This window comes from Leclercia sp. S52, from assembly GCF_039727615.1.
Lineage (GTDB): Bacteria > Pseudomonadota > Gammaproteobacteria > Enterobacterales > Enterobacteriaceae > Enterobacter > Enterobacter adecarboxylatus_B.
In genome coordinates this window covers 1364286-1388691 of record NZ_CP152474.1, presented here as the reverse complement: position 1 = coordinate 1388691, position 24406 = coordinate 1364286, and the positions used below count along the sequence as shown (strand labels likewise).

21 protein-coding genes, 5 tRNA genes and 5 pseudogenes are annotated in these 24406 nt (G+C 56.2%); 9 read left to right on the top strand and 22 right to left on the bottom strand.

Translation table 11 applies throughout. From position 1 onward, the window contains the following. From modB to AAHB66_RS06565, 3 genes are all read right to left on the bottom strand, one after another. The gene (gene modB / locus AAHB66_RS06575; protein ID WP_347115589.1) at positions 1–690 is read right to left on the bottom strand and encodes a molybdate ABC transporter permease subunit; all 690 of its coding nucleotides are present in this window, start codon (positions 688–690) and stop codon (positions 1–3) included. Continuing rightward, entirely contained in the window at positions 687–1463 is a 777-nt protein-coding gene (modA, locus tag AAHB66_RS06570; RefSeq protein WP_347115587.1) for a molybdate ABC transporter substrate-binding protein, read from the bottom strand. Before modA ends, modB begins: the two co-directional genes overlap by 4 nt. Positions 1464–1642: 179 nt before the next feature. Next, positions 1643–1792 (bottom strand): AcrZ family multidrug efflux pump-associated protein, encoded by a 150-nt coding sequence (locus AAHB66_RS06565; RefSeq protein WP_347115585.1) that lies wholly within the window; start codon positions 1790–1792, stop codon positions 1643–1645. Between the two features lie 127 nt (positions 1793–1919). On the opposite strand from AAHB66_RS06565, the pseudogene modE reads away from it, so the two are divergent. The 7 genes and pseudogenes from modE to gpmA all read left to right on the top strand — a co-directional run bounded on the left by modE (position 1920) and on the right by gpmA (position 9674). Beyond that, positions 1920–2709 (top strand): annotated as a pseudogene (gene modE / locus AAHB66_RS06560) (molybdenum-dependent transcriptional regulator). Positions 2710–2776: 67 nt separating this feature from the next. Next, entirely contained in the window at positions 2777–4246 is a 1470-nt protein-coding gene (modF, locus tag AAHB66_RS06555; RefSeq protein WP_347115584.1) for a molybdate ABC transporter ATP-binding protein ModF, read from the top strand. A 205-nt stretch (positions 4247–4451) separates the two neighbouring features. Further along, positions 4452–5468 (top strand): UDP-glucose 4-epimerase GalE, encoded by a 1017-nt coding sequence (galE, locus tag AAHB66_RS06550; RefSeq protein WP_347115583.1) that lies wholly within the window; start codon positions 4452–4454, stop codon positions 5466–5468. A gap of 9 nt (positions 5469–5477) precedes the next feature. Continuing rightward, positions 5478–6524 (top strand): galactose-1-phosphate uridylyltransferase, encoded by a 1047-nt coding sequence (gene galT, locus AAHB66_RS06545; protein ID WP_347115582.1) that lies wholly within the window; start codon positions 5478–5480, stop codon positions 6522–6524. 1 nt (position 6525) lies between these two features. Continuing rightward, positions 6526–7675: pseudogene (gene galK / locus AAHB66_RS06540) on the top strand (galactokinase). Next, complete coding sequence (gene galM / locus AAHB66_RS06535; protein WP_347115581.1) at positions 7669–8709, top strand: galactose-1-epimerase; 1041 nt, start codon at positions 7669–7671, stop codon at positions 8707–8709. The pseudogene galK and the gene galM overlap by 7 nt, the downstream one beginning before the upstream one ends. A gap of 212 nt (positions 8710–8921) precedes the next feature. Further along, a complete protein-coding gene (gene gpmA / locus AAHB66_RS06530; protein WP_032617105.1) occupies positions 8922–9674 on the top strand; it encodes a 2,3-diphosphoglycerate-dependent phosphoglycerate mutase in 753 nt (250 codons plus the stop codon). Between the two features lie 67 nt (positions 9675–9741). On the opposite strand, the gene aroG is transcribed toward gpmA, so the two are convergent. Continuing rightward, positions 9742–10794 (bottom strand): 3-deoxy-7-phosphoheptulonate synthase AroG, encoded by a 1053-nt coding sequence (aroG, locus tag AAHB66_RS06525; protein WP_347115580.1) that lies wholly within the window; start codon positions 10792–10794, stop codon positions 9742–9744. 321 nt (positions 10795–11115) lie between these two features. Here aroG and AAHB66_RS06520 point away from each other — a divergent pair, with 321 nt between their 5' ends. Next, a complete protein-coding gene (locus tag AAHB66_RS06520) occupies positions 11116–11613 on the top strand; it encodes a protein YbgS (RefSeq protein WP_347116433.1) in 498 nt (165 codons plus the stop codon). A 107-nt stretch (positions 11614–11720) separates the two neighbouring features. Then, positions 11721–12657 (top strand): annotated as a pseudogene (zitB, locus tag AAHB66_RS06515) (CDF family zinc transporter ZitB). Here zitB and pnuC read toward each other — a convergent pair. The 18 genes and pseudogenes from pnuC to cydA form a co-directional block, all read right to left on the bottom strand. Beyond that, positions 12654–13373 (bottom strand): nicotinamide riboside transporter PnuC, encoded by a 720-nt coding sequence (pnuC, locus tag AAHB66_RS06510; RefSeq protein ID WP_347115579.1) that lies wholly within the window; start codon positions 13371–13373, stop codon positions 12654–12656. The pseudogene zitB and the gene pnuC overlap by 4 nt on opposite strands. 29 nt (positions 13374–13402) lie before the next feature. Beyond that, a complete protein-coding gene (gene nadA, locus AAHB66_RS06505; protein ID WP_347115578.1) occupies positions 13403–14446 on the bottom strand; it encodes a quinolinate synthase NadA in 1044 nt (347 codons plus the stop codon). Positions 14447–14707: 261 nt separating this feature from the next. Next, a tRNA-Lys gene (locus tag AAHB66_RS06500) sits at positions 14708–14783 on the bottom strand. A 31-nt stretch (positions 14784–14814) separates the two neighbouring features. Further along, positions 14815–14890 (bottom strand) — tRNA-Lys (locus tag AAHB66_RS06495). A 40-nt stretch (positions 14891–14930) separates the two neighbouring features. After that, positions 14931–15006 (bottom strand) — tRNA-Lys (locus AAHB66_RS06490). 3 nt (positions 15007–15009) lie between these two features. Then, a tRNA-Val gene (locus tag AAHB66_RS06485) sits at positions 15010–15086 on the bottom strand. A 27-nt stretch (positions 15087–15113) separates the two neighbouring features. Further along, positions 15114–15189: transfer RNA gene (locus AAHB66_RS06480), tRNA-Lys, on the bottom strand. 162 nt (positions 15190–15351) lie between these two features. After that, positions 15352–16146: a cell division protein CpoB gene (gene cpoB, locus AAHB66_RS06475; protein ID WP_333850520.1), complete on the bottom strand. Its 795-nt coding sequence runs from the start codon at positions 16144–16146 to the stop codon at positions 15352–15354. 9 nt (positions 16147–16155) lie between these two features. Further along, a complete protein-coding gene (gene pal, locus AAHB66_RS06470; protein ID WP_032617096.1) occupies positions 16156–16677 on the bottom strand; it encodes a peptidoglycan-associated lipoprotein Pal in 522 nt (173 codons plus the stop codon). 34 nt (positions 16678–16711) lie between these two features. Continuing rightward, positions 16712–18005, bottom strand: a pseudogene (gene tolB / locus AAHB66_RS06465) (Tol-Pal system beta propeller repeat protein TolB). Between the two features lie 128 nt (positions 18006–18133). Then, positions 18134–19480 (bottom strand): cell envelope integrity protein TolA, encoded by a 1347-nt coding sequence (gene tolA, locus AAHB66_RS06460; RefSeq protein ID WP_347115577.1) that lies wholly within the window; start codon positions 19478–19480, stop codon positions 18134–18136. 37 nt (positions 19481–19517) lie between these two features. Next, positions 19518–19946 (bottom strand): colicin uptake protein TolR, encoded by a 429-nt coding sequence (gene tolR, locus AAHB66_RS06455; protein ID WP_032617094.1) that lies wholly within the window; start codon positions 19944–19946, stop codon positions 19518–19520. A 3-nt stretch (positions 19947–19949) separates the two neighbouring features. Further along, positions 19950–20642: a Tol-Pal system protein TolQ gene (gene tolQ / locus AAHB66_RS06450; protein ID WP_072036639.1), complete on the bottom strand. Its 693-nt coding sequence runs from the start codon at positions 20640–20642 to the stop codon at positions 19950–19952. Next, positions 20639–21043 (bottom strand): tol-pal system-associated acyl-CoA thioesterase, encoded by a 405-nt coding sequence (ybgC, locus tag AAHB66_RS06445; protein WP_032617092.1) that lies wholly within the window; start codon positions 21041–21043, stop codon positions 20639–20641. Before ybgC ends, tolQ begins: the two co-directional genes overlap by 4 nt. A 148-nt stretch (positions 21044–21191) precedes the next feature. Further along, a complete protein-coding gene (ybgE, locus tag AAHB66_RS06440; protein ID WP_347115576.1) occupies positions 21192–21476 on the bottom strand; it encodes a cyd operon protein YbgE in 285 nt (94 codons plus the stop codon). Beyond that, the gene (cydX, locus tag AAHB66_RS06435) at positions 21476–21589 is read right to left on the bottom strand and encodes a cytochrome bd-I oxidase subunit CydX (protein WP_006177208.1); all 114 of its coding nucleotides are present in this window, start codon (positions 21587–21589) and stop codon (positions 21476–21478) included. Before cydX ends, ybgE begins: the two co-directional genes overlap by 1 nt. Positions 21590–21603: 14 nt before the next feature. Further along, a pseudogene (cydB, locus tag AAHB66_RS06430) lies at positions 21604–22744 on the bottom strand (cytochrome d ubiquinol oxidase subunit II). Between the two features lie 15 nt (positions 22745–22759). Continuing rightward, positions 22760–24361, bottom strand: coding sequence for a cytochrome ubiquinol oxidase subunit I (cydA, locus tag AAHB66_RS06425; RefSeq protein WP_347115575.1), 1602 nt, complete (start codon positions 24359–24361; stop codon positions 22760–22762). Between the last annotated feature and the right edge of the window lie 45 nt (positions 24362–24406).

Sequence of the window (24406 nt, the reverse complement as noted above, 5' to 3'; positions counted from 1 at the left end):
TCAGTTCCCCATCCGTTCACGGCTCAGACGGGCCAGCCATTCCGACACCAGCAGCGACACCATCGCCAGCACAATGGAGATAATGCACAGACGCGCGGCAGCCCCTTCGCCACCGGGGGTCTGAATCAGGGTATACATCGCCGACGGGATGGTGCGTGTTTCGCCGGGTATATTGGAGACAAAGGTAATGGTCGCGCCAAACTCGCCCAGCGAGCGGGCAAAGGCCAGCACGGTGCCGACAATAATGCCCGGCAGCGTCAGGGGAAGCGTGATGGTCAGGAAGACGCGCCAGCGTCCGGCACCCAGCGTGCGGGCGGCCTGTTCAAGCTTCATGTCGACCCCTTCCAGCGCCAGGCGGATCGCCCGCACCATCAGCGGGAACGACATCACCGCCGCCGCCATTACCGCCCCGCGCCAGCTGAAAGCAAAGCTCAGGCCAAACCACTCGTACAGACGCTCGCCGATAAACCCGCGGCGTCCCATGGCGATGAGCAGCAGATAACCGACCACCACCGGCGGCAGCACCAGCGGCAGATGCAACACACTGTCGAGGAGCGCTTTGCCGGGAAACTTACAGCGAACCAGTAACCAGGCGAAGAAGATCCCAAAGGGCAAACTAAATGCTACCGCGAGGGTAGAGACTTTCAGGCTCAGCAGCACGGCCTGCCATTCAGGATCGGTCAATATCATTCGTGAGTCGTAAATCCGTAACGTTTAAAGATTGCCGACGCCTGCGGCCCCTTCAGATAATCGTAAAAGGCGCTGACGGTGGCGTTTTTATGTCCATCGACGATGGCAACAGGATATTCCACTTTCTTATGTGAGTCTTCCGGGAAGGTCCCCACCACTTTCACCCCTTTTCCGGCGACGGCATCAGAGCCGTAGACGATCCCCAGCGGCGCTTCGTTGCGCTCCACCAGCGCCAGCGCGCCACGCACATCTTCCGCCGGCGCCAGCTTCGGTGACAGCGTCTCCCAGGCCCCCAGTTTTTGCAGCGCCTCTTTGGCATAAATGCCCGCCGGCACGTGTTCCGGGTCACCCACCGCCAGACGCCCCTCTTTCAGCAGGCTGGTCCAGTTGGTCTCTTTATTGATGGCGATCTCGCCCTGGGCGCTCTCTTTTGGTGCCACGACCACCAGGCTGTTGCCCAGCAGGGTTTCACGGCTGGCGGTATCCATCGCTTTTTTCTCGACGGCGTAATCCATCCACTTCTGATCGGCAGAGATGAACAGGTCAGCGGGTGCGCCCGCTTCAATCTGGCGCGCCAGCGTCGAGGAAGAGGCAAACGACGACACCACCTCGACGTTTTTCTCTTTTTTATACTCCGCAGCAATATCCTGCATCGCATTCGTCAGGGAGGCCGCCGCGAAGACGGTAATTTTACCCTCATCCGCCAGGGCATGTCCGGTCAGGGTGAGGGTTAGCGTTGCCCCTGCGAAAAGGCGTAACCATGTACGTGCCATCTTTAACTCCTTTGAGTGTCGTTATATAAAAAGAAATATAACGATAACCACAGGGTTTTCCCAGCGCTAAATCGTACCGATTAGTGAGTAAATCAAATTGATGCCGTAAATAATATCGGCGCGGGAGGGGGAAACTTGAGAGCAAAACGCCCGGCGGAACCGGGCGTTTTTACAAGGAATTAATGCTGTTTTTTCGGCTCTTTTCTGTGGCCGATATTGGAAAAGATGTTGAACACCTCACCCAGGCCGTAGATGGCACCGAGAATGATAGCCATCACCACTGGCACCATGATCACGGCGAACACCAGACTTTTCAGCAACTCTAACATGGCTTTCTCCAGACAATGTGAATGCTTTATTCTAACCGGAAAAGCGAGAAATACATCCCCTTTTGTGCGGTTCAGTTTGCGCCCGAAACGAATTACGTCACAATAACCCTTTTGCCAGGACATTGTTATGCAGGCCGAAATTCTCCTCACCCTACGTCTCCAGCAAAAATTGTTTGCCGACCCACGCCGCATCGCCCTGCTCAAACAGATTGCGCAAACCGGCTCCATCAGCCAGGGGGCAAAAAACGCCGGCATTAGCTACAAAAGCGCCTGGGATGCTATCAATGAGATGAACACCCTCAGCGAGCAGACCCTGGTCGATCGCGCTACCGGCGGCAAAGGCGGCGGCGGTGCCATCCTGACGCGCTACGGGCAACGGCTGATCCAGCTCTATGACCTGCTGGCACAAATCCAACAGAAAGCCTTCGATGTCTTAAGCGACGACGACGCCCTGCCGCTGGACAGCCTGCTCGGCGCCATCTCGCGTTTCTCTTTGCAGACCAGCGCCCGCAACCAGTGGTTTGGCACCGTTACTGCCCGCGATGACGATCGCGTTCAGCAGCATGTGGATGTTTTGCTCGCCGACGGTACCACCCGCCTGAAAGTCGCTATTACCGCCCAGAGCGGCGAACGGCTGGGTCTGGATGAGGGCAAAGAGGTGCTGGTGCTGCTGAAAGCCCCCCTGGGTCAGTATCACCCTGGACAGGGAAAAGGCGAATCAGGCGGATAACCAGCTGCAGGGGATCATCAACCATATCGATCGTGGCGACGAGCAGTGTGAAGTGCTGATGACACTGCCCGACGGCCAGACGCTGTGCGCTACCGTGCCTGAGGCTCAAAGTCAGGGTTTAGAAGAAGGTGCTGAGGCGACGGCATATTTTAATGCTGACCGGGTGATTATCGCCACCTTGTGCTAAGCGCATTGACATTCGCCCCGACACTGGGTATCCCTGATGCTTATTGCTGCAAAAAATGGGATAAATCATGTCATCATTGCAAATCTCGCAAGGCACGTTTCGTCTTAGCGATACCCGAACGCTCACGCTCGCGGATTTTACGCTCAATGCCGGTGAAAGCTGGGCGTTCGTTGGCAGTAACGGCAGCGGCAAGTCTGCCCTCGCCCGGGCGCTGGCCGGGGAGCTGACGCTGCTGAAGGGTGAACGCCAGAGCACCTTTACTCGCCTCACCCGCCTCTCCTTCGAACAACTGCAAAAACTGGTCAGCGACGAGTGGCAACGCAATAACACCGACCTGCTCAGCCCCGGCGAAGAGGATACCGGTCGCACGGCCGCTGAGATCATCCAGGATGAGATCAAAGACGATGCCCGCTGTCGCCAGCTGGCGGAACAGTTCGGCATCGCTCACCTGCTGGACCGGCGCTTTAAATACCTCTCGACCGGCGAAACCCGTAAAACGCTGCTGTGCCACGCCCTGATGGCTGAACCCGAACTGCTGATCCTCGATGAGCCCTTCGACGGCCTCGATGTGAAATCGCGCGGGCAGCTGGCGGATCTGCTGGCCTCGCTCAATCAGCAGGGTTATACCCTGGTGCTGGTCCTGAACCGTTTTGACGAGATCCCCGATTTTGTGCACAACGCCGGGGTACTGGCCGATTGCACCCTGACGGCGGTGGGTGAAAAAGCGCACCTGCTGAACCAGGCCCTGATAGCCCAGCTGGCGCACAGTGAAAAGCTGAACGGCGTCACCCTGCCCGAACCGGACGCGCCCTCTGCGCGCCATGGCCTGCCGCAGAATCAACCGCGAATTGTGCTCAATGACGGCGTGGTATCGTATGACGATCGTCCGATCCTCGATCACCTGAGCTGGACGGTGAATCCCGGCGAGCACTGGCAGATTGTCGGCCCCAACGGCGCCGGGAAATCAACCCTGCTGAGCCTGATTACCGGCGATCACCCCCAGGGGTACAGCAACGATCTCACCCTCTTTGGCCGCCGTCGCGGCAGCGGCGAAACCATCTGGGATATCAAAAAGCATATCGGTTACGTCAGCAGCAGCCTGCACCTCGACTACCGCGTCAGCACCACGGTGCGCAACGTCATCCTGTCGGGTTATTTCGACTCCATCGGGATTTATCAGGCGGTTTCCGACAAGCAGCACAAGCTGGCGCAGCAGTGGCTGGATATTCTCGGAATGGATAACCGGGTTGCGGATGCCCCGTTCAGCAGCCTGTCGTGGGGCCAGCAGCGGCTGGCGCTGATCGTACGTGCACTGGTGAAACACCCTACCCTGTTGATCCTCGACGAGCCCTTACAGGGGCTGGATCCGCTCAACCGCCAGCTGATTCGCCGCTTTGTTGACGTGCTGATTAGCGAAGGGGAAACGCAGCTGCTGTTTGTCTCTCATCACGCGGAAGATGCCCCCGCCTGTATCACCCACCGACTGGAGTTCGTCGCCGACGGCGAGCGCTACCGTTACCAGACGGGAAGGGTTTGACATCCTGACGGGGGCCACGCCCCCGTCTTTTTCAGATAACCTGCAACATCCTTTACCGGGCGCTTTGATTTACAATCCTTTTTTAGCCGGGACGCTGCTGTTCTTCAGGCAGTGTAAACGATTCCACTATTTTATCCCATGTCACACTTTCCCGCGCTCTGTTATGCTAGGATTATCTCATACCCTAAGCCTAATGGAGCGAAATATGCGAGTTCTGGTAACAGGTGGTAGCGGTTACATAGGAAGTCATACCTGTGTGCAACTGCTGCAAAACGGCCACGACGTCATCATCCTGGATAACCTGTGCAACAGTAAGCGCAGCGTGCTGCCGGTCATGGAACGCCTGGCCGGTAAACAGCCTGCTTTTGTCGAAGGCGATATTCGTAACGAAGCGCTGATGACAGAGATCCTCCACGATCACGCCATTGACGCAGTGATCCACTTTGCCGGGCTGAAAGCCGTGGGCGAGTCGGTGTCAAAACCGCTGGAGTATTATGATAACAACGTCAACGGTACGCTGCGTCTGGTCTCCGCCATGCGCGCGGCGGGCGTGAAAAACTTTATCTTTAGCTCCTCCGCCACCGTCTATGGCGACCAGCCGCAAATTCCTTATGCCGAAAGCTTCCCGAACGGGACGCCGCAAAGCCCGTACGGCAAAAGCAAGCTGATGGTGGAGCAGATCCTCACCGACCTGCAAAAAGCCCAGCCGGACTGGAGCATCGCTCTGCTGCGCTATTTCAACCCGGTGGGCGCGCATCCGTCAGGGGATATGGGCGAAGATCCGCAGGGTATTCCGAATAACCTGATGCCGTACATTGCCCAGGTCGCAGTAGGCCGTCGTGATTCGCTGGCGGTATTCGGCAACGACTACCCGACCCCGGACGGCACCGGCGTACGCGACTACATTCATGTGATGGATCTCGCCGACGGTCACGTGGCGGCCATGCAGCAGCTGGCGGATAAACCGGGCGTCCACATCTACAACCTCGGCGCAGGCGTCGGCAGCAGCGTGCTGGATGTGGTTAACGCCTTCAGCGCCGCCTGCGGCAAGCCGGTGAGCTATCACTTTGCCCCGCGTCGCGACGGCGATCTGCCCGCCTACTGGGCGGATGCCACCAAGGCCGAAAAAGAGCTTAACTGGCGTGTTTCGCGCACGCTCGATGAAATGGCACAGGATACCTGGCGCTGGCAGTCTCGCCACCCGCAGGGCTATCCGGACTAAGGATCTGTCATGACCCAATTTAACCCCGTCGATCACCCACATCGCCGCTTCAATCCGTTAACCGGGCAGTGGATCCTGGTCTCTCCGCATCGCGCCAAGCGCCCCTGGCAGGGTGCCCAGGAGACGCCAGCTAAACAGACGCTGCCACAGCACGATCCGGACTGTTTCCTCTGTCCTGGGAATACCCGCGTGACCGGGGATATCAACCCCGATTACAAAGGCACCTTCGTTTTCACTAACGACTTTGCCGCCCTGATGACCGACACGCCGGACGCGCCGCAGAGTGACGATCCTCTCCTGCGCTGCGAAAGCGCACGCGGCACCAGCCGGGTGATCTGTTTCTCGCCGGATCACAGCAAAACCCTGCCGGAACTGAGCGTTGACGCCCTGACCGAGGTAGTGAGAACCTGGCAGGAACAGACCGCCGAGCTGGGGCAGAGCTACCCCTGGGTGCAGGTTTTCGAGAACAAAGGCGCGGCGATGGGCTGCTCCAACCCCCATCCCCACGGCCAGGTGTGGGCCAACAGCTTCATGCCTAACGAAGTGGAGCGGGAAGATCGCCTGCAAAAAACCTATTTCGCTGAGCAGCAGTCGCCGATGCTGCTGGACTATGTCCAGCGCGAGCTGGCAGACGGTAGCCGCACCGTGGTGGAGACCGAACACTGGTTAGCCGTGGTGCCATACTGGGCGGCGTGGCCGTTCGAAACCCTGCTGCTGCCGAAAGCCCACGTTCTGCGGATCACCGATCTGAGCGAAGCCCAGCGCAGCGATCTGGCCCTGGCGCTGAAAAAACTGACCAGCCGTTATGACAATCTGTTCCAGTGCTCTTTCCCGTACTCCATGGGCTGGCACGGCGCGCCCTTCAATGGCGAAGAGAATCAACACTGGCAGCTGCACGCCCACTTTTATCCGCCGCTGCTGCGCTCCGCGACCGTACGTAAATTTATGGTCGGCTACGAGATGCTGGCGGAAACCCAGCGTGACCTGACGGCTGAACAGGCCGCAGAACGCCTGCGTGCAGTGAGTGATGTCCATTTTCGCGAATCCGGAGAATAAAATGAGTCTGAAAGATAAAACCCACGCCCTGTTTGCTGAAAAGTTCGGCTACCCTGCTACTCACGCGATTCAGGCCCCTGGCCGCGTTAACCTGATCGGCGAGCACACCGACTACAACGACGGTTTCGTCCTGCCCTGTGCCATTGATTACCAGACGGTGATCAGCTGCGCGAAACGCGACGACCGCAAGGTGCGCGTGCTGGCAGCCGATTACGACAACCAGATCGACGAGTTCTCGCTGGATGCCCCTGTTGTTGAGCACGACAGCCAGCAGTGGTCGAACTACGTTCGCGGCGTGGTAAAACACCTGCAGAAGCGTAACAAAAACTTCGGCGGCGCGGATCTGGTGATCAGCGGTAACGTGCCGCAGGGCGCAGGCTTAAGCTCCTCCGCCTCGCTGGAAGTGGCGGTCGGCACCGTCTTCCAGCAGCTGTATCATCTGCCGCTGGACGGCGCGCAGATCGCCCTTAACGGCCAGGAAGCAGAAAACCAGTTCGTCGGCTGTAACTGCGGCATCATGGATCAGCTGATCTCGGCGCTGGGCAAAAAAAGGCCACGCATTACTGATCGACTGCCGCTCGCTGGGCACCAAAGCGGTCAGCCTGCCGAAAGGCGCGGCGGTGATCATCATCAACAGTAACTTCAAACGCACCCTGGTCGGCAGCGAGTACAACACCCGCCGCCAGCAGTGTGAAACCGGCGCGCGCTTCTTCCAGCAGTCTGCGCTGCGTGATGTCTCACTCGCTGAGTTCAATAAAGTGGCCCACGAGCTGGATCCGGTGGTGGCGAAACGCGTTCGTCACGTCCTGACCGAAAACGCCCGTACCGTGGAAGCGGCGGCTGCGCTGGAGAAAGGCGACCTGCGTCGGATGGGTGAGCTGATGGCCGAGTCGCATGCTTCCATGCGCGATGACTTCGAAATCACCGTGCCGCAGATCGACACTTTGGTGGAGATTGTCAAAGCGGCAATTGGCGAGCAGGGCGGCGTGCGTATGACCGGCGGTGGTTTCGGTGGCTGCGTGGTGGCGCTGGTGCCGGAGGCGTTAGTCCCGGTGGTTCAGCAAGCCGTTGAGCAGCAGTATGAAGCCAAAACCGGTATCAAAGAGACCTTCTATGTTTGCAACGCCTCACAAGGAGCTGGCCAGTGCTAAACGAAACCCCTGTTCTTGCCCCTGACGGCCTGCCGTACCGCCTGTTAACCCTGCGCAACAGCGCGGGGATGGTGGTGACGCTCATGGACTGGGGCGCCACGCTGCTTTCCGCCCGCGTCCCGATGCGCGACGGCAGCGTGCGCGAGACCCTGCTCGGCTGCGCGTCGCCCGAGCAGTACATTGAACAAACCGCGTTCCTTGGCGCCTCGGTGGGCCGTTACGCCAACCGTATCGCAAAAAGCCGCTTTGAGCTGGACGGCGTAAGCTATGCGCTGCTGCCGAGCCAGGGTGAAAACCAACTGCACGGCGGCCCGGACGGCTTCGACAAGCGTCGCTGGCGGATTGTGCAGCAGAACGATGGCGAAGCGCTGCTGGCCCTCGACTCCCCGGATGGCGATCAGGGCTACCCTGGCAACTGCGCGACGAGCGTCCATTATCGCTTAACGGAGGATAACCGGATCGCCATTACCTACCGCGCCACGGTGGATAAGCCCTGCCCGGTCAACCTGACCAACCACGCTTACTTCAACCTCGACGGCGACTGCAGCGACGTACGCAATCATAAGCTACAGCTGCTGGCGCAGACGTATCTGCCGGTCGATGAGATGGGGATCCCGCATGAAGGGTTAAAAGCCGTGGCAGACACCAGCTTTGATTTCCGCACCACCAAAGCTATCGCCCGGAATTTCCTGGCGGATGAAGACCAGCGCAAGGTGAAAGGTTACGATCATGCGTTCCTGCTCGATGCCCAGGGTGACCTGAGCCAGGCTGCGGCGCACCTGTGGTCTGCCGATGAAAAGCTGCAGATGACGGTCTACACCACCGCCCCTGCCCTGCAATTCTACTCCGGTAACTTCCTCGACGGCACGCCGGCGCGGGAAGACGGTGAGTACCGGGCCTGGCAGGGCCTGGCGCTGGAAAGCGAGTTCTTACCCGACAGCCCGAACCATGCGGAATGGCCGCAGCCCGACTGCATTCTGCGCCCGGGTGAAGAGTACATCAGCGTCACGGAATATCAGTTTACTGCGCAATAAAAACCGGCCCTCCTGAAGGAGGGCTTTTTTTTGCCCATCTTGCTGAAAATAGCGCCAGTTACGGACAAAATCACAACCCCTCATTCACAAGCATCTTACACTGCGACACTATTTTCGCTATGGTTAGGGTTAAGCGTTGCCCGTGGCTCAGCCGCGGCAATATAATGAGAATTGTTATCATTCAAATAATGCTTGTTCTGGAGGAGTAAAATATGGCTGTAACTAAGCTGGTTCTGGTACGTCATGGCGAAAGCCAGTGGAACAACGAAAACCGCTTTACCGGTTGGTATGATGTTGACCTGTCCGAGAAAGGCGTTGGCGAAGCGAAAGCAGCGGGCAAACTGCTGAAAGACGAAGGCTTCAGCTTCGACTTTGCTTATACCTCCGTGCTGAAACGTGCCATCCACACCCTGTGGAACGTGCTGGACGAACTGGATCAGGCCTGGCTGCCGGTTGAGAAATCCTGGAAACTGAACGAGCGTCACTACGGTGCGCTGCAGGGTCTGAACAAAGCAGAAACCGCAGAAAAATACGGTGACGAGCAGGTTAAACAGTGGCGTCGCGGCTTCGCAGTAACACCACCAGAGCTGACCAAAGATGACGAGCGCTACCCGGGCCACGATCCGCGTTACGCGAAACTGACCGATGCAGAACTGCCACAGACTGAAAGCCTGGCCCTGACCATCGACCGCGTTGTGCCTTACTGGAACGAAACCATCCTGCCACGCCTGAAAAGCGGCGAGCGTGTGATCATTGCGGCTCACGGTAACTCCCTGCGTGCGCTGGTGAAATACCTGGACAACATGGGTGAAGACGAGATCCTCGAGCTGAACATCCCAACCGGCGTGCCGCTGGTGTACGAGTTCGACGAAAACTTCAAACCAATCAAACACTACTATCTGGGTAACGCTGACGAAATCGCGGCTAAAGCTGCGGCCGTTGCGAACCAGGGTAAAGCCAAGTAATAAAAAAAGCCCGGTCATCGCGACCGGGCCTGAGGTTCTGAATGCCGGATGCTTATCCGGCATTTTTTTAGCCGCGACGGGCTTTCACCGCGTTCGCCAGCTGGCGCAGCACCGTTTCGGTATCGTCCCAGCCGATGCAGGCATCGGTGACGCTCTTACCGTAAACCAGCGGCTCGCCGCCTTCCAGATTCTGATTGCCTTCCACCAGGTGGCTTTCAATCATCACCCCGATAATGGCCTTTTCACCGCCGGCAATCTGCTGGCAGACATCGGTACCGACCTCCATCTGCTTTTTGAACTGCTTGCTGGAGTTAGCATGGCTGAAGTCGATCATCACCTGTGCTGCCAGACCCGCTTTATCCAGGCCCGCCTTCACTTCCGCCACGTGCGCCGCGCTGTAGTTAGGCTCTTTGCCGCCACGCAGGATGATGTGGCAGTCGCCGTTACCGCTGGTATTCACGATCGCGGAGTGACCCCATTTGGTCACGGAGAGGAAGCAGTGCGGCGCCCCGGCGGCATTGATGGCGTCGATCGCCACCTTGATGGTGCCGTCGGTGCCGTTTTTAAAGCCCACCGGGCAGGAGAGACCGGACGCCAGCTCGCGGTGAACCTGAGACTCGGTAGTACGTGCGCCAATGGCGCCCCAGCTCATCAGGTCTGCGAGATACTGCGGGGTGATCATGTCGAGGAACTCACCCGCCGCCGGCAGGCCGCTGTCGTTAATATCCAGCAGCAGCTTACGGGCGATGCGCAGGCCGTCGTTGATCTGGAAGCTGCCGTCCATATGCGGATCGTTAATCAGCCCTTTCCAGCCCACGGTGGTACGCGGTTTTTCAAAGTAGACGCGCATGACGATTTCCAGCTCATCCTTCAGCGCCTCGCGCAGCGTGAGCAGACGCGCCGCGTACTCTTTTGCCGCCGCAGGATCGTGAATGGAGCACGGACCGATTACTACCAGCAGACGATCGTCATTACCTTTCAGGATCTTATGGATCGCTTTACGGGCATGAGAAACGGTGTTGGCGGCATTTTCGGTGGCAGGAAACTTCTCAAGGAGCGCTACAGGAGGTAATAACTCGTTGATCTCTTTAATACGTAAATCGTCATTCTGATAATTCATGATCTTTCCAGCGTTGCCATACTTTTATAAATGAATGCAATGCCTTCAATCTATCTTGTCAGTCAGGAAGTGTAAACTCACTTTTACACTACGCACAGATAAATCCTGGAATTCGCTTAAAAAACGCCACAAAGTAGCGAAAAACAAGAACCGCCCTAAACTTTTTAACTGTATGCACTGCATTTATTACGTTTATCGCGATTCCATACTGACCTAAGTTTGGATCATGGCATCTTTAACCACTGAGCAGTATATCGATTTCGCATATGCACTGTGGAAAGAAGTTATCCAGAACATAACGACCAGAACAGGAGCAGCATGATGAAAATGACTAAACTCGCAACCCTTTTCCTGACCGCTTCCCTCACCATGGCAAGCGGTGCTGCGCTGGCCGCTGATTCCGCCGCCGGCTCTGACAGCAATAACGGCCAGGCCAATGCCGCCGCTGATGCGGGTGCAGTAGCGCCTGATGCGCGTCAGAATATTGCGCCAAATAATACCGGCAACAGCCAGATTAATACCGGTTCTGGCACCACAGGTACCACCAGTAGCGGTGGTAGCGGGACCATGCTTAATCCTGATGGTACTAACGCCACGACTAACGGTACGACTACCGGGAGCGGTAACAGCTCTACTACCGGTGGCTCCAATTCCATCATGGGTAATGACGACCCAAGCAAGATGGGTAATGACGGCATGAGCAAGGACGATCAGCACAAGAACTCGATGTGTAAAGACGGTAAATGCCCGGATCAGTCCGGCAAAGTGGATACCGAACGAACCCCACAAGAACAAAAAACTGACGGCACTACCCAGTAATTCACGGTAATGCGGTTTGATGAAGGAGAGCTACGGCTCTCCTTTATTTTTTGTGTAAGATGTTAAAAACGCTACACTTACAATAAAAATGGATCTGGACATCATACATGGCGCACTCCCACTCCCACGCCCCTTCTTCGCAGGACGACAATGTTAAACGGCTGAAGCTGGCTTTTGCCGTGACTGCCACATTTATGGTCATCGAAGCGGTCGGCGGGCTGGTTTCCGGCTCGCTGGCGCTGCTGGCTGATGCCGGGCATATGTTAACGGACGCGGCTGCCCTGCTGTTTGCACTGCTGGCAGTGATATTCGCTCGTCGCCCCCCAAGCCATGGCCGCACCTTTGGCTGGCTGCGTCTCACCACCCTTGCCGCATTCGTCAACGCCATTGCGCTGGTGTTGATCACCATTCTGATTGTCTGGGAAGCCTTCCAGCGCTTCCGCCATCCTCAGCCTGTCGCGGGCGTTACCATGATGGTAGTGGCGGTCGCCGGGCTGATCGCCAATATCCTGGCGTTCTGGATTTTGCATCGCGGCAGTGAAGAGAAGAATCTCAACGTGCGGGCCGCGGCGCTGCACGTGATGGGGGATCTGCTGGGTTCTGTAGGGGCCATCGCCGCTGCGCTGGTGATCCTCTGGACGGGCTGGACGCCGATCGACCCGATACTGTCGATTTTGGTCTCATGTCTGGTGTTGCGCAGTGCCTGGCGGTTATTGCAGGAGAGTGTGAATGAGCTGCTGGAAGGGGCCCCGGCATCGCTGGATATTCCGGCGCTGAAGCGCAACTTAACGCGCTCCATTCCTGAAGTGCGCGATGTACACCATGTTCACGTCTGGATGGTGGGAGAAAAACCGCTGATGACGCTGCATGTTCAGGTCATTCCTCCCCACGACCACGATGCGTTACTTGGGCGTATCCAGCATTTTCTGGAGCACCACTACGCTATTGCGCACAGCACCATCCAGATGGAGTACACCCCCCTGTAACGGACCGGACTGCCACCTCAACGAGATCGAGTCCGGCCACGCTCATCATCACCATTAACGTGCCAGCGCGTGGGAACCCCGTTCACGCGCGCTGTTAATCCACATCCTGCTGCCGTTCAGGGCAATAAAGGTGAGGATCATATACTCCAGCGACATGGCATAGACGCCCTGCAGGGCGAAGATCACCACGCTTATCACGTTGATGATCACCCACAGCAGCCAGTTTTCGACATATTTGCGGGTCATCAGGATCATGGCGGCAATCGACAGCACCATCATGCACGAATCCCAGAACGGGAAGGCGTCAGGCTGCAGCTCCGGCAGGGTGACGTTCAGGCCCAGGCTGCTCATCACCGATACCGCCACGCGGGTCAGGAAGGCGAACACCGGGTCGATATAGACCGTCATCAGGCCGATAGCCACCACGCAGGCGGCCAGCCAGCCGATGGCTTTTGGCAACGGCAGCCAGCGGATCTGCAGTTCCGCCTCCTTCTGGCTGTTCTGCCGCGACCAGGCGTACCAGCCATAGATATTGGCCACGAAGAAGAACAGCTGCAGCAGCAGGCTGGCATACAGCTGGATCTGGAAGAAGATTATGGCGAACAGCGTGACGTTCACCAGGCCAAACGCATAGTTGACGATCTTCTCCAGGCTGGCGAGCCAGATACAGAGCAGACCGGCAATCGTCCCGACGGCCTCAATCCATGACAAGTCATAGCCGCCGGTACCAATGGGTATATGTACCAGAATGTTTTGCGTGCTAAAAAAATCCATCTTTTTCCCTCAGCGTTACGTTACGTTGCTTAAGGACGTAGTGTAGCCGCAAAATCCAGCATCCGGTTAAGCGGAATTAACGCCCCTTCCCGCAGCGCCGCGTCGACATGGATCTCATGCGCTGCGCCGCCCGACTCCAGCCCCTCGGCAATCGCCTTCAGCCCGTTCATCGCCATCCACGGACAATGAGCGCAGCTGCGGCAGGTTGCCCCCTCGCCCGCTGTCGGCGCTTCCAGCAGCTCTTTCTCCGGCACCGCCTGCTGCATCTTGTAGAAGATGCCGCGATCGGTGGCGACGATAAGCTGGCGATGCGGCAATGTTTTCGCGGCATTGATTAGCTGGCTGGTTGAGCCAACGGCATCCGCCATGTTAACGATCGCCTGGGGTGACTCCGGATGCACCAGCACGGCAGCATCGGGGTAGAGGGCTTTCATGCGCTCCAGGGCCTGAGTTTTAAACTCGTCATGAACGATACAGGCGCCCTGCCAGCACAGAATGTCTGCCCCGGTCTGCTTCTGAACGTAGTTACCAAGATGTTTGTCCGGTGCCCAGATAATTTTCTCGCCCAGGCTGTCGAGATGCTCAATCAGCTCCACGGCGATACTGGAAGTCACCACCCAGTCGGCACGCGCTTTGACTGCGGCAGAGGTATTGGCATAGACCACCACCGTTCTGTCCGGATGGGCGTCGCAGAAGGCGGTGAATTCGTCGATCGGGCAGCCTAAATCCAGCGAGCACTCCGCATTCAGGGTTGGCATCAGGATGGTTTTTTCCGGGCTGAGGATTTTTGCCGTCTCGCCCATAAAACGCACCCCGGCCACCAGCAACGTCGATGCCGGATGTTTAGCACCGAAGCGCGCCATCTCCAGCGAGTCCGAAATGCAGCCGCCGGTCTCTTCTGCCAGCTGCTGAATTTCAGGATCGGTGTAGTAGTGCGCCACCATGACCGCATCACGCTCTTTGAGCAGACGCTTTATCTTCTCACGGTAAAACTGCTTTTCGTCCAGGCTCAGCGGAACAGGCTTCGGCGGGAAGGGATAGATAGCGGCTTCAGGATCAAACATCACACTCATTTTGGCTTCTCGTTTTACTGGCTTAACAAACCACCTTTATTTTGCGCGACATAGCAAAATGGACGGCGATTATGTTTTGTATACTAAACAAGATAGCGAATCTGGAGAGAAATGTCATCGGACTGGATAGCAAAAAGGCGCCTTTAGGGCGCCTTTTTACATTGGTGGGTCGTGCAGGATGACTCGGCTTCGCCTCGCCCTACGGGCCGTTGCTGACGCAACGTTATCCTTCACGTTTAACATCTGAACACGATGTTAAATTGGTGGGTCGTGCAGGATTCGAACCTGCGACCAATTGATTAAAAGTCAACTGCTCTACCAACTGAGCTAACGACCCCTTGCGGGATTTACTTCAATTTTATTCAGGCTGGTGGGTCGTGCAGGATTCGAACCTGCGACCAATTGATTAAAAGTCAACTGCTCTACCAACTGAGCTAACGACCCATTCGGGTGTTGCCTGAATTATCACTCGGACCAATAAAATTGGTGGGTCGTGCAGGATTCGAACCTGCGACCAATTGATTAAAAGTCAACTGCTCTACCAACTGAGCTAACGACCCGAGTGGTGGGTGATGACGGGCTCGAACCGCCGACCCCCCTCCGTGTAAAGGAGATGCTCTACCAACTGAGCTAATCACCCACTCTGTACTACCGGAACTGCTTTAAGTGGTGGGTCGTGCAGGATTCGAACCTGCGACCAATTGATTAAAAGTCAACTGCTCTACCAACTGAGCTAACGACCCACTATTTTGGCTGCTTTTGGGCTGTTTGATATCCCTTGGCAACGGCGGCATATATTACTGATTTAAGAATTCTGCGCAACTAATATTTTGATGAATATCACTTAACTGCTTAGGAAGTATGCGGCAAGACCAGAAAAAACACGATTTCTGGTCAACCGGCAATCATCCCATCGCAGCAAGACGTTTTTGCGCTTGTTTTGCACCTTCGGTGCCCGGGAACTTAGTGACCACCTGCTGGAAGACGGCCTTCGCTTTCGCGGTGTCGCCTTTGTCCTGCATGATCACCCCGACCTTGTACATCGCGTCAGGGGCTTTCGGTGATTTCGGGTAATTTTTTACCACGGAGGCAAAATAGAATGCCGCGTCGTCTTTTTTACCCTTGTTGTAATTCAACTGTCCCAGCCAATAGTTCGCATTGGGCTGATAGGTGGAATCAGGGTATTTCTTCACGAAGTTCTGAAACGCCGCCATCGCCTCGTCCTGGCGCGAACTATCCTGCACCAGGGCTATCGCCGCATTGTAATCAGTATTCGCATCACCGCTCTGTACAGGCGCGCCTGTTGAGGCTGACGCGTCAGCCTGCGGCGTTGCCGTGGCACCAGCTGCACCGGATTGATCGCCTGCGGCTGGCTGCGCTGCTGCGCCGCCACTGTTCAGGCTATCCATCTGTAGCAGGATCTGCTTCTGACGCTCCACAACCTGATTGAGCTGATACTGGCTTTCCTGGATCTGTCCACGGAGTGAGTCAATATCGGCCTGGTTGTCAGAGAGCTGCTGCTGAAGTTGGGTTAAAAGCTGGCTGTGAGCATTAGAAATACGCTCGAGTTGGGTGACCCGGTCTTCTACCGAGCCTGAGCCGACACTACTGATTGGTGCCTGAGCAAAAGCGGCCCAGGGGGCCGCTATACCAACCAGTAACGACAGACTCAACAGATGATGTCTGAAGTTACTGCTCATGCAATTCTCTTAGTAAACCAGTACGGCACGACGGTTTTTGGAGTAAGCCGCTTCGTCGTGACCCAGTACTGCAGGTTTTTCTTTACCGTAAGAAACGATGGAGATCTGGTCAGCAGAAACGCCTTTACCCTGCAGGTACATTTTAACGGCGTTAGCACGACGCTCACCCAGGGAGATGTTGTACTCAGGAGTACCACGTTCGTCCGCGTGACCTTCTACGGTGACTTTGTAAGACGGGTTGCTACGCAGGAAGTTAGCGTGCGCATCCAGCATCGCAGCGAAGTCAGAACGGATGTCGAACTTGTCCAGATCGAAGTAAACAATGTTGTTCTGCTGCAGCTGTTGCATCTGAAGACGCGCCTGCTCTTCAGAAGACATATTGCCGTTGCCGTTTGCGTCCATACCGGTGCCGGCACCCATCATGCCTTCGCCGCTCTGGTCGTTGCTGGCGTTCTTGTTAGAAGAACACGCTGCGATTGCCATAACAGGCAGAGCGATCATCAGCCCTTTCAGCACTTTGTTCAGTTGCATTTCTATGATTCCTTTATTATTCAATTAATTATTATTACAGGTACGGCGACCAGGCAGGTGATTTTACCTGTCCATCAGTTGCCGGAATACGCGCTTTGAAACGCCCATCGGTAGAAACCAGATTCAGCACGGATCCCATCCCCTGAGAAGAGCTGTAGATAACCATAGTGCCGTTAGGTGCCAGACTTGGCGTTTCATCCAGGAAAGTTGACGACAGAACTTGCACGCCACCCCCGCCCAGATCTTGTTTGGCAATGTGCTGCTGACCGCCGGCCGAGCTAACCATTACCATAAACTTGCCATCAGCGCTGACGTCCGCGTCCTGGTTCTGTGAACCTTCCCAGGTGATACGCTGCGGTGCACCGCCGTTAACATTAACTTTATAAACCTGTGGACGACCCGCCTGGTCAGAGGTAAAGGCCAGGTTCTGGCTATCCGGGAACCAGGTTGGTTCGGTGTTGTTGCTGCGACCGTCGGTGACCTGACGGATCTGGCCGGAACCGATATCCATCACGTACAGGTTCAGGCTACCGGTTTTAGACAGGGCAAATGCCAGTTTAGAACCGTCCGGAGAGAATGCCGGTGCACCGTTGTGACGTGGGAAGGAGGCAACCTGACGCACCGCGCCGTTAGACAGGGTCTGGATAACCAGCGCTGAACGACCGCTTTCGAAGGTCACGTACGCCAGCTTAGAACCGTCCGGTGACCAGGCCGGTGACATCAGCGGCTGCGGTGAACGGTGAACGGTGAACTGGTTGTAGCCATCGTAGTCAGAAACGCGCAGCTCATACGGGAACTGGCCGCCGTTGGTCTGCACAACATAAGCGATACGGGTGCGGAATGCGCCTTTGATGCTGGTCAGCTTCTCAAACACTTCATCACTCGCGGTGTGGCCCGCATAACGCAGCCACTGCTTATTCACCTTGTAGGTGTTCTGTGCCAGCACGGTACCCGGTGCGCCGCCGGTATCAACCAGCTGGTAAGCCACGGTATAACCGCCGTCCGGGTTAGGGGTAACCTGACCCACGACCACGGCATCAATACCCAGCGCAGACCATGCCGCCGGCTGCAGCTCAGCCGCAGTGCCCGGCTGCTGTGGCAGACGAGAACGATCTAAGGGGTTGAATTTACCGCTGTTGCGCAGGTCAGCAGCAACAATGCCACCCACATCTTCCGGCGCAGCGCCCGGCCCTTTCCACTGGAACGGAACCACGCCAATCGGACGTGCCGAGTCCACCCCCCTGGGTGATCTCGATACGCACTTCTGCGTGCAGCACAGCTGCCCACAGCATAAAGAAACCTACTGCTACACGTAATGCCTGCTTCATCATGTCTCCCATATCCGGGTAACCTTACCCGCGATAATTTAGCAGAATGTTAACAAACCCAAATAAACAAAACTACCAATCTACAGCCTCAAACTTAGACTGTTTTGCCAACTTTAGCGGGAAAAACGCTACAGTTTGAAGTCCAGTTTGGCATCTTTTACTTTTTCATAAACAGCCTGGCTAGGCGGTTTAGGAATTCTGGCAGTTTTAGCTGCCGTCAGGGCAGCCTGACACAACGCAGGATCGCCGCCTTCCTCACTCACATCCAGCAGCAAACCGTCTGGTGCTAGCTTGATATGCAGCACACAGGATTTACCGGCGTAGAGGTCAGCGCCGTATAAGCGGCTCTGAATGGCGTTACGGATTTGCGAAGCATAGGCACTAATATCAGCACCTGATGCACCACCATTCGCACCACTTGTTCCGCTATCTTTTGCCGGCTGGCCGTTACCTTTTGCCCCCCCCGATTTCGGCGCATTCTTACCTGAGCTCAAATCGCCGAACAGGTCGTCAACGTCCGAAGCGGCTGCTTTTTCCGCGGCGGCTTTTTTCGCTGCTGCAGCTTTCGCGGCGGCAGCTTTGTCAGCAGCAGCTTTATCGGCAGCGGCCTTCTTCTCTGCAGCCGCTTTTTCGGCAGCGGCTTTTTTATCGGCGGCGGCTTTTTCTGCAGCAGCAGCTTTCTTCTCAGCAGCGGCTTTTTCTGCGGCAGCAGCTTTCTCTGCTGCGGCTTTTTCAGCTGCAGCGGCCTTTTTAGCTGCTTCGGCAGCCGCTTTCTTCTCGGCTTCCTGGGCTGCCTGTTTGGCAGCTTCAGCTTCCGCTTTTTTCTGCGCGTCGGCAGCGGCTTTCTTCGCAGCTTCGGCTTCTACTTTCTTCTTCGCATCCGCAGCGGCTTTCGCTGCTTCGGCTTCCGCCTGTTTTTGCGCATCGGCAGCGGCTTTTTTCGCGGCTAATGCAGCGGCATCCGCGGCTTGTTTTGCCGCCTCAGCAGCTTGTTTCGCCTGAGCATCGGCCTGCGCTTTGGCATCCGCTGCGGCTTTGGCTGCTGCCTCTTCCGCCTGCTTCTGTTTTTCCTGCGCTTGCTTCGCTGCGGCCTCAGCCTGTTTCTGCTGCTCCGCCTGCTCTTTAGCTGCTTCCTGCGCCTGCAGACGTTCTTTCTCAAGCTGCTTCAGACGTTCCTGCTCGGCGGCCTGCTTTTCACGCAGCTCTTCCGCCTGCTGTTGCGCCTGTTTTTCGCGTTGCTCTTCAGCACGTTTTGCACTCGCCTGCTGTTGCTGCTGGCGGTTATAGTTTTGCACCACCGCGCCGGGATCGACCATCACGGCATCGATGGATGAACCTCCCCCACCGCCGGCAGCGGTATCGAGATGCTCATCGAACGAACTCCAGATCAGTGCTGCAAAAAGAATGACATGCAGCACCGCCGAGATAATGATCGCCCGCTTAAGCTTATCGTTTTGTTCGGTTGCCTTTGACACTATGGGTTCCCAAAAACTCTGTTGTGTACGCAGATGATCAAATAGGCTGCGTCATCAAGCCGACTGACTTAACGCCCGCGCTATGCAACAGGTTCAGCGCTTTTATTATTTCATCGTAAGGCACGTCTTTCGCACCACCGATTAAGAAGACCGTTTTCGGATTGGACTGCAGACGCCGTTGCGCTTCGGCAATGACCTGCTCCGGCGGCAGCTGATCGAGACGATCCTTTTCAACCACCACGCTGTACTGCCCTACTCCGGATACCTCAATGATGACCGGTGGATCGTCATTGGTGCTTACAGCCTGAGATTCTGTCGCGTCCGGCAGATCAACCTCAACGCTCTGGGTAATGATGGGTGCTGTGGCCATAAAGATCAGCAGCAGCACCAGCAGCACGTCCAGCAGCGGTACAATGTTGATTTCGGACTTTAGTTCGCGACGACCCCGTCCACGCTGTCTGGCCATGGTTTACCCCTTGTTGCTCTCGGTGCTGGTAAACGCCTGGCGGTGCAGAATCGCGGTGAACTCTTCCATGAAGTTGTCGTAGTTCAGTTCCAGTTTGTTCACGCGCTGATTAAGGCGGTTATACGCCATAACCGCAGGAATAGCGGCGAACAGACCGATTGCGGTCGCGATCAGCGCTTCTGCGATACCCGGTGCAACCATCTGCAGCGTTGCCTGTTTTACCGCGCCCAGGGCGATAAAGGCGTGCATGATCCCCCAGACCGTACCAAACAGACCGATATACGGGCTGATGGAACCAACGGTACCCAGGAACGGGATGTGCGTTTCCAGCGTTTCCAGTTCACGGTTCATTGAAATGCGCATCGCGCGGGATGCCCCTTCAACGACAGCTTCCGGTGCATGGTTGTTAGCGCGGTGCAAACGGGCGAACTCTTTGAAACCGCTGTAGAAAATTTGCTCGGAGCCGGAGAGGTTTTCACGACGCCCCTGGCTTTCCTGATACAAACGGGAAAGTTCGATACCGGACCAGAACTTATCTTCAAAGGCTTCCGCTTCGCGGCCTGCAGCATTGAGGATACGGGTTCTCTGGATGATGATGGCCCAGGATGCGATTGAAAAACCAATCAAAATCAACATGATAAGTTTAACCAGAAGGCTTGCCTTCAGGAACAAATCAAGGATATTCATGTCAGTCACTGCTTAAACTCCGCGACAATAGACTTAGGAAGCGCACGAGGCTTCATGATGAGTGGATCAACACAGACAATCAGGACTTCAGCTTCGTTCAGTACCGTATTTTCTGCATTGACGATCCGCTGCGTGAAAACCAGTGAGGTTCCGCGCATTGATGTTATTTCTGTTTGGACTTCGAGCATATCGTCGAGTCTGGCAGGTGCAAAATACTCCAGCGTCATCTTGCGTACCACGAAGGCAACTCGCTCCGCCAGCAGGACCTGCTGGCTAAAGTGATGATGGCGCAGCATCTCAGTGCGTGCTCGTTCATAAAAGGCAACGTAGCTGGCGTGGTAAACCACACCACCGGCGTCAGTGTCTTCGTAGTAGACACGAACCGGCCATCGAAACAGCGTTGTATTCACTTTACATCCCGGTAATACAAAAAGAGTAAGAGCTTTTAAACGTCGTTACTATACGCGCGGGAATGGTGGTTTGGAATGGGGGAAGGTAAACGGAGAGTAAATATTTATGGGCCAGGGTAAGCCCATAATATTAACGGATAGTTCTTATTCAGTTGAAAAAGAAAATCAGGCCGACAAGAAGCACCACATCAGCGATCAGCGGGCAGAAGATGCCCTGCCAGTGTACGGCTTTCGGCCGAAAGCCGACGCCGTGGATCACCCCAGCGCACACCGCCCATATGATGAGAAAACCGTGCCAGATTTCAAGCTCGCTGGTCTTCGCCGCAAAGCGCGACGGGTCCCAGAAGATGCAACCTGCCAGCAGCAAGGCCATCACTAAGGAAAGCGCCCGGAGCGGGCGCTTGTCCATGATCCCGTAGAGATACGCGATCATCAGTGTTTTTCTTCACCGGCTTTGGACGCTTCAACGTGCTCAAGCGCCAGGGCGGTAATCACACCAAATGCACAGGCAAGAAGCGTTCCTAAAATCCATGCGAAATACCACATATTCAGCTCCTTCCTTAATACATAGAGTGAGTATTGCTTTCGATATGTTCTTTCGTGATACGACCGTACATTTTCCAGTAACACCAGGTGGTGTAAGCCAGGATGATCGGTACGAACACGGCAGCCACAAACGTCATCAGGTTCAGGGTCATCTGACTGGAGGTGGAATCCCACATCGTCAGACTCGCATTCATCATGGTGCTGGATGGCATCACGAACGGGAACATCGCGATACCGGCCGTCAGGATGATGCACGCCAGCGTCAGTGAAGAGAAGACGAATGCCCATGCGCCTTTTTCCATGCGGGAAGTCAGCAGGGTCAGCAGCGGCAGCACCACGCCCAGGGCCGGAATAGCCCACAGAATCGGTGTGTTATTGAAGTTCACCAGCCAGGCGCCTGCCTGACGAGCCACTTCTTTGGTCAGCGGGTTAGACGGCGCGGTATGGTTAATCGCGGAGGTCACCACGTAACCGTCGATACCGAACATCACCCACACCCCTGCCAGCGCGAAGCCGACCAGGGTCACCAGAGCCGCAATCTGCGAAACGGCGCGGGAACGCAGGTGCAGTTCACCCACGGTACGCATCTGCAGGTAGGTGGCACCCTGAGTCAGGATCATCGCCACACTGACCACGCCCGCCAGCAGACCGAACGGGTTCAGCAGCTGGAAGAAGTTGCCGGTGTAGTAAAGGCGCATATATTCATCGAGGTGGAACGGCACGCCCTGCAGCAGGTTGCCGAACGCCACGCCGATCACCAGCGGCGGCACGAAGCTACCGATGAAGATGCCCCAGTCCCACATGTTGCGCCAGCGGGGGGTCTTCGATCTTCGAGCGGTAGTCAAAACCGACCGGACGGAAGAACAAGGACGCCAGCACCAGAATCATCGCCACGTAGAAGCCGGAGAACGCAGCTGCGTAGACCATCGGCCAGGCAGCGAACAGCGCGCCGCCTGCGGTGATCAGCCACACCTGGTTACCGTCCCAGTGCGGGGCGATGGAGTTAATCATAATCCGACGCTCGGTATCATTACGACCGAGGAAGCGGGTGAGCATGCCCACCCCCATGTCGAAACCGTCAGTGACCGCAAAACCAATCAGTAAGATCCCGACCAGCAGCCACCAGATAAAACGCAATACTTCATAATCGATCATTTGACGACTCCTGTCTTACCGTGCCGGCTGAGTAGTCACGGTGGACTGCTCGTAGTGGGACTGAGAAGCAACGGTTGACTGCTCATAGTGGTAGCGACCGGTTTTCAGGCTGCTTGGGCCAAGGCGCGCAAACTTGAACATCAGGAACAGTTCAGCCACCAGGAACAGGGTATACAGACCACAAATCAGCAGCATGGAGAAAATCAGATCCCCGGCGGTCAGGGATGAGTTCGCTACCGCGGTTGGCAGCACCTCACCGATAGCCCACGGCTGACGGCCGTATTCCGCAACAAACCAGCCGGATTCGATGGCGATCCACGGCAGTGGCATGCCGTACAGCGCAGCACGCAGCAGCCATTTACGCTGACCGATACGGTTACGAATCACCGACCAGAAGGAGGCAGCAATGATCAACAGCATGATGATGCCGCAGCCAACCATGATACGGAACGCGAAGTACAGCGGCGCAACGCGTGGAATCGAGTCTTTGGTCGCCATCTGAATCTGCTCTTCCGTCGCGTCAGAGACGTTCGGGGTATAGCGTTTCAGCAGCAGGCCGTAACCGAGGTCTTTTTTCACGTTGTTGAACTGATCGCGAACGGACTGATCGGTAGAGCCGGAACGCAGCTGCTCCAGCAGGGAGTAAGCTTTCATCCCGTTACGGATACGCTCTTCATGCTGCACCAGCAGATCTTTCAGGCCGATAACCGGCGTATCCACAGAGCGGGTGGCGATGATGCCCAACGCATAAGGGATCTGAATAGCAAAGTGGTTTTCCTGGGCATCCTGATCGGGAATACCAAACAGGGTGAACGCTGCCGGAGCCGGTTGGGTTTCCCACTCTGCTTCGATCGCTGCCAGTTTGGTTTTCTGCACGTCACCCATCTCGTAGCCGGATTCATCACCCAGAACGATTACGGAGAGGATAGCCGCCATACCGAAGCTCGCCGCGATGGCGAAGGAGCGCTTGGCAAAGGCGAAGTCACGACCACGCAGCATGTAGTAGGAGCTGATGCCCAGCACGAACATCGCGCCGCAGACATAGCCAGACGCCACGGTGTGAACAAATTTCACCTGAGCAACCGGGTTCAGCACCAGCTCGGAGAAGCTGACCATCTCCATACGCATGGTTTCGAAGTTAAAATCAGACGCGATAGGGTTCTGCATCCAGCCGTTGGCCACCAGGATCCACAGCGCGGACAGGTTAGAGCCTAACGCAACCAGCCAGGTGACAGCCATATGCTGCACTTTACCCAGACGATCCCAGCCAAAGAAGAACAGACCTACAAAGGTGGATTCGAGGAAGAAGGCCATCAGACCTTCAATGGCCAGCGGCGCACCGAAGATATCCCCGACATAGTGGGAATAGTAAGACCAGTTAGTCCCGAACTGGAACTCCATGGTCAGACCGGTGGCCACGCCCAGCGCAAAGTTGATACCAAACAACTTGCCCCAGAACTTGGTCATATCTTTATAAATCTGTTTGCCGGAAAGGACGTAGACCGTCTCCATAATGGCCAGCAGGAACGCCATACCGAGCGTCAGTGGCACAAACAGGAAGTGGTACATCGCGGTCAAGGCAAACTGTAAGCGCGACAGTTCGACTATATCTAACATCATGACTCCTTGCTCATCGCATGAAGACTCCGGGAGTGGATCCGT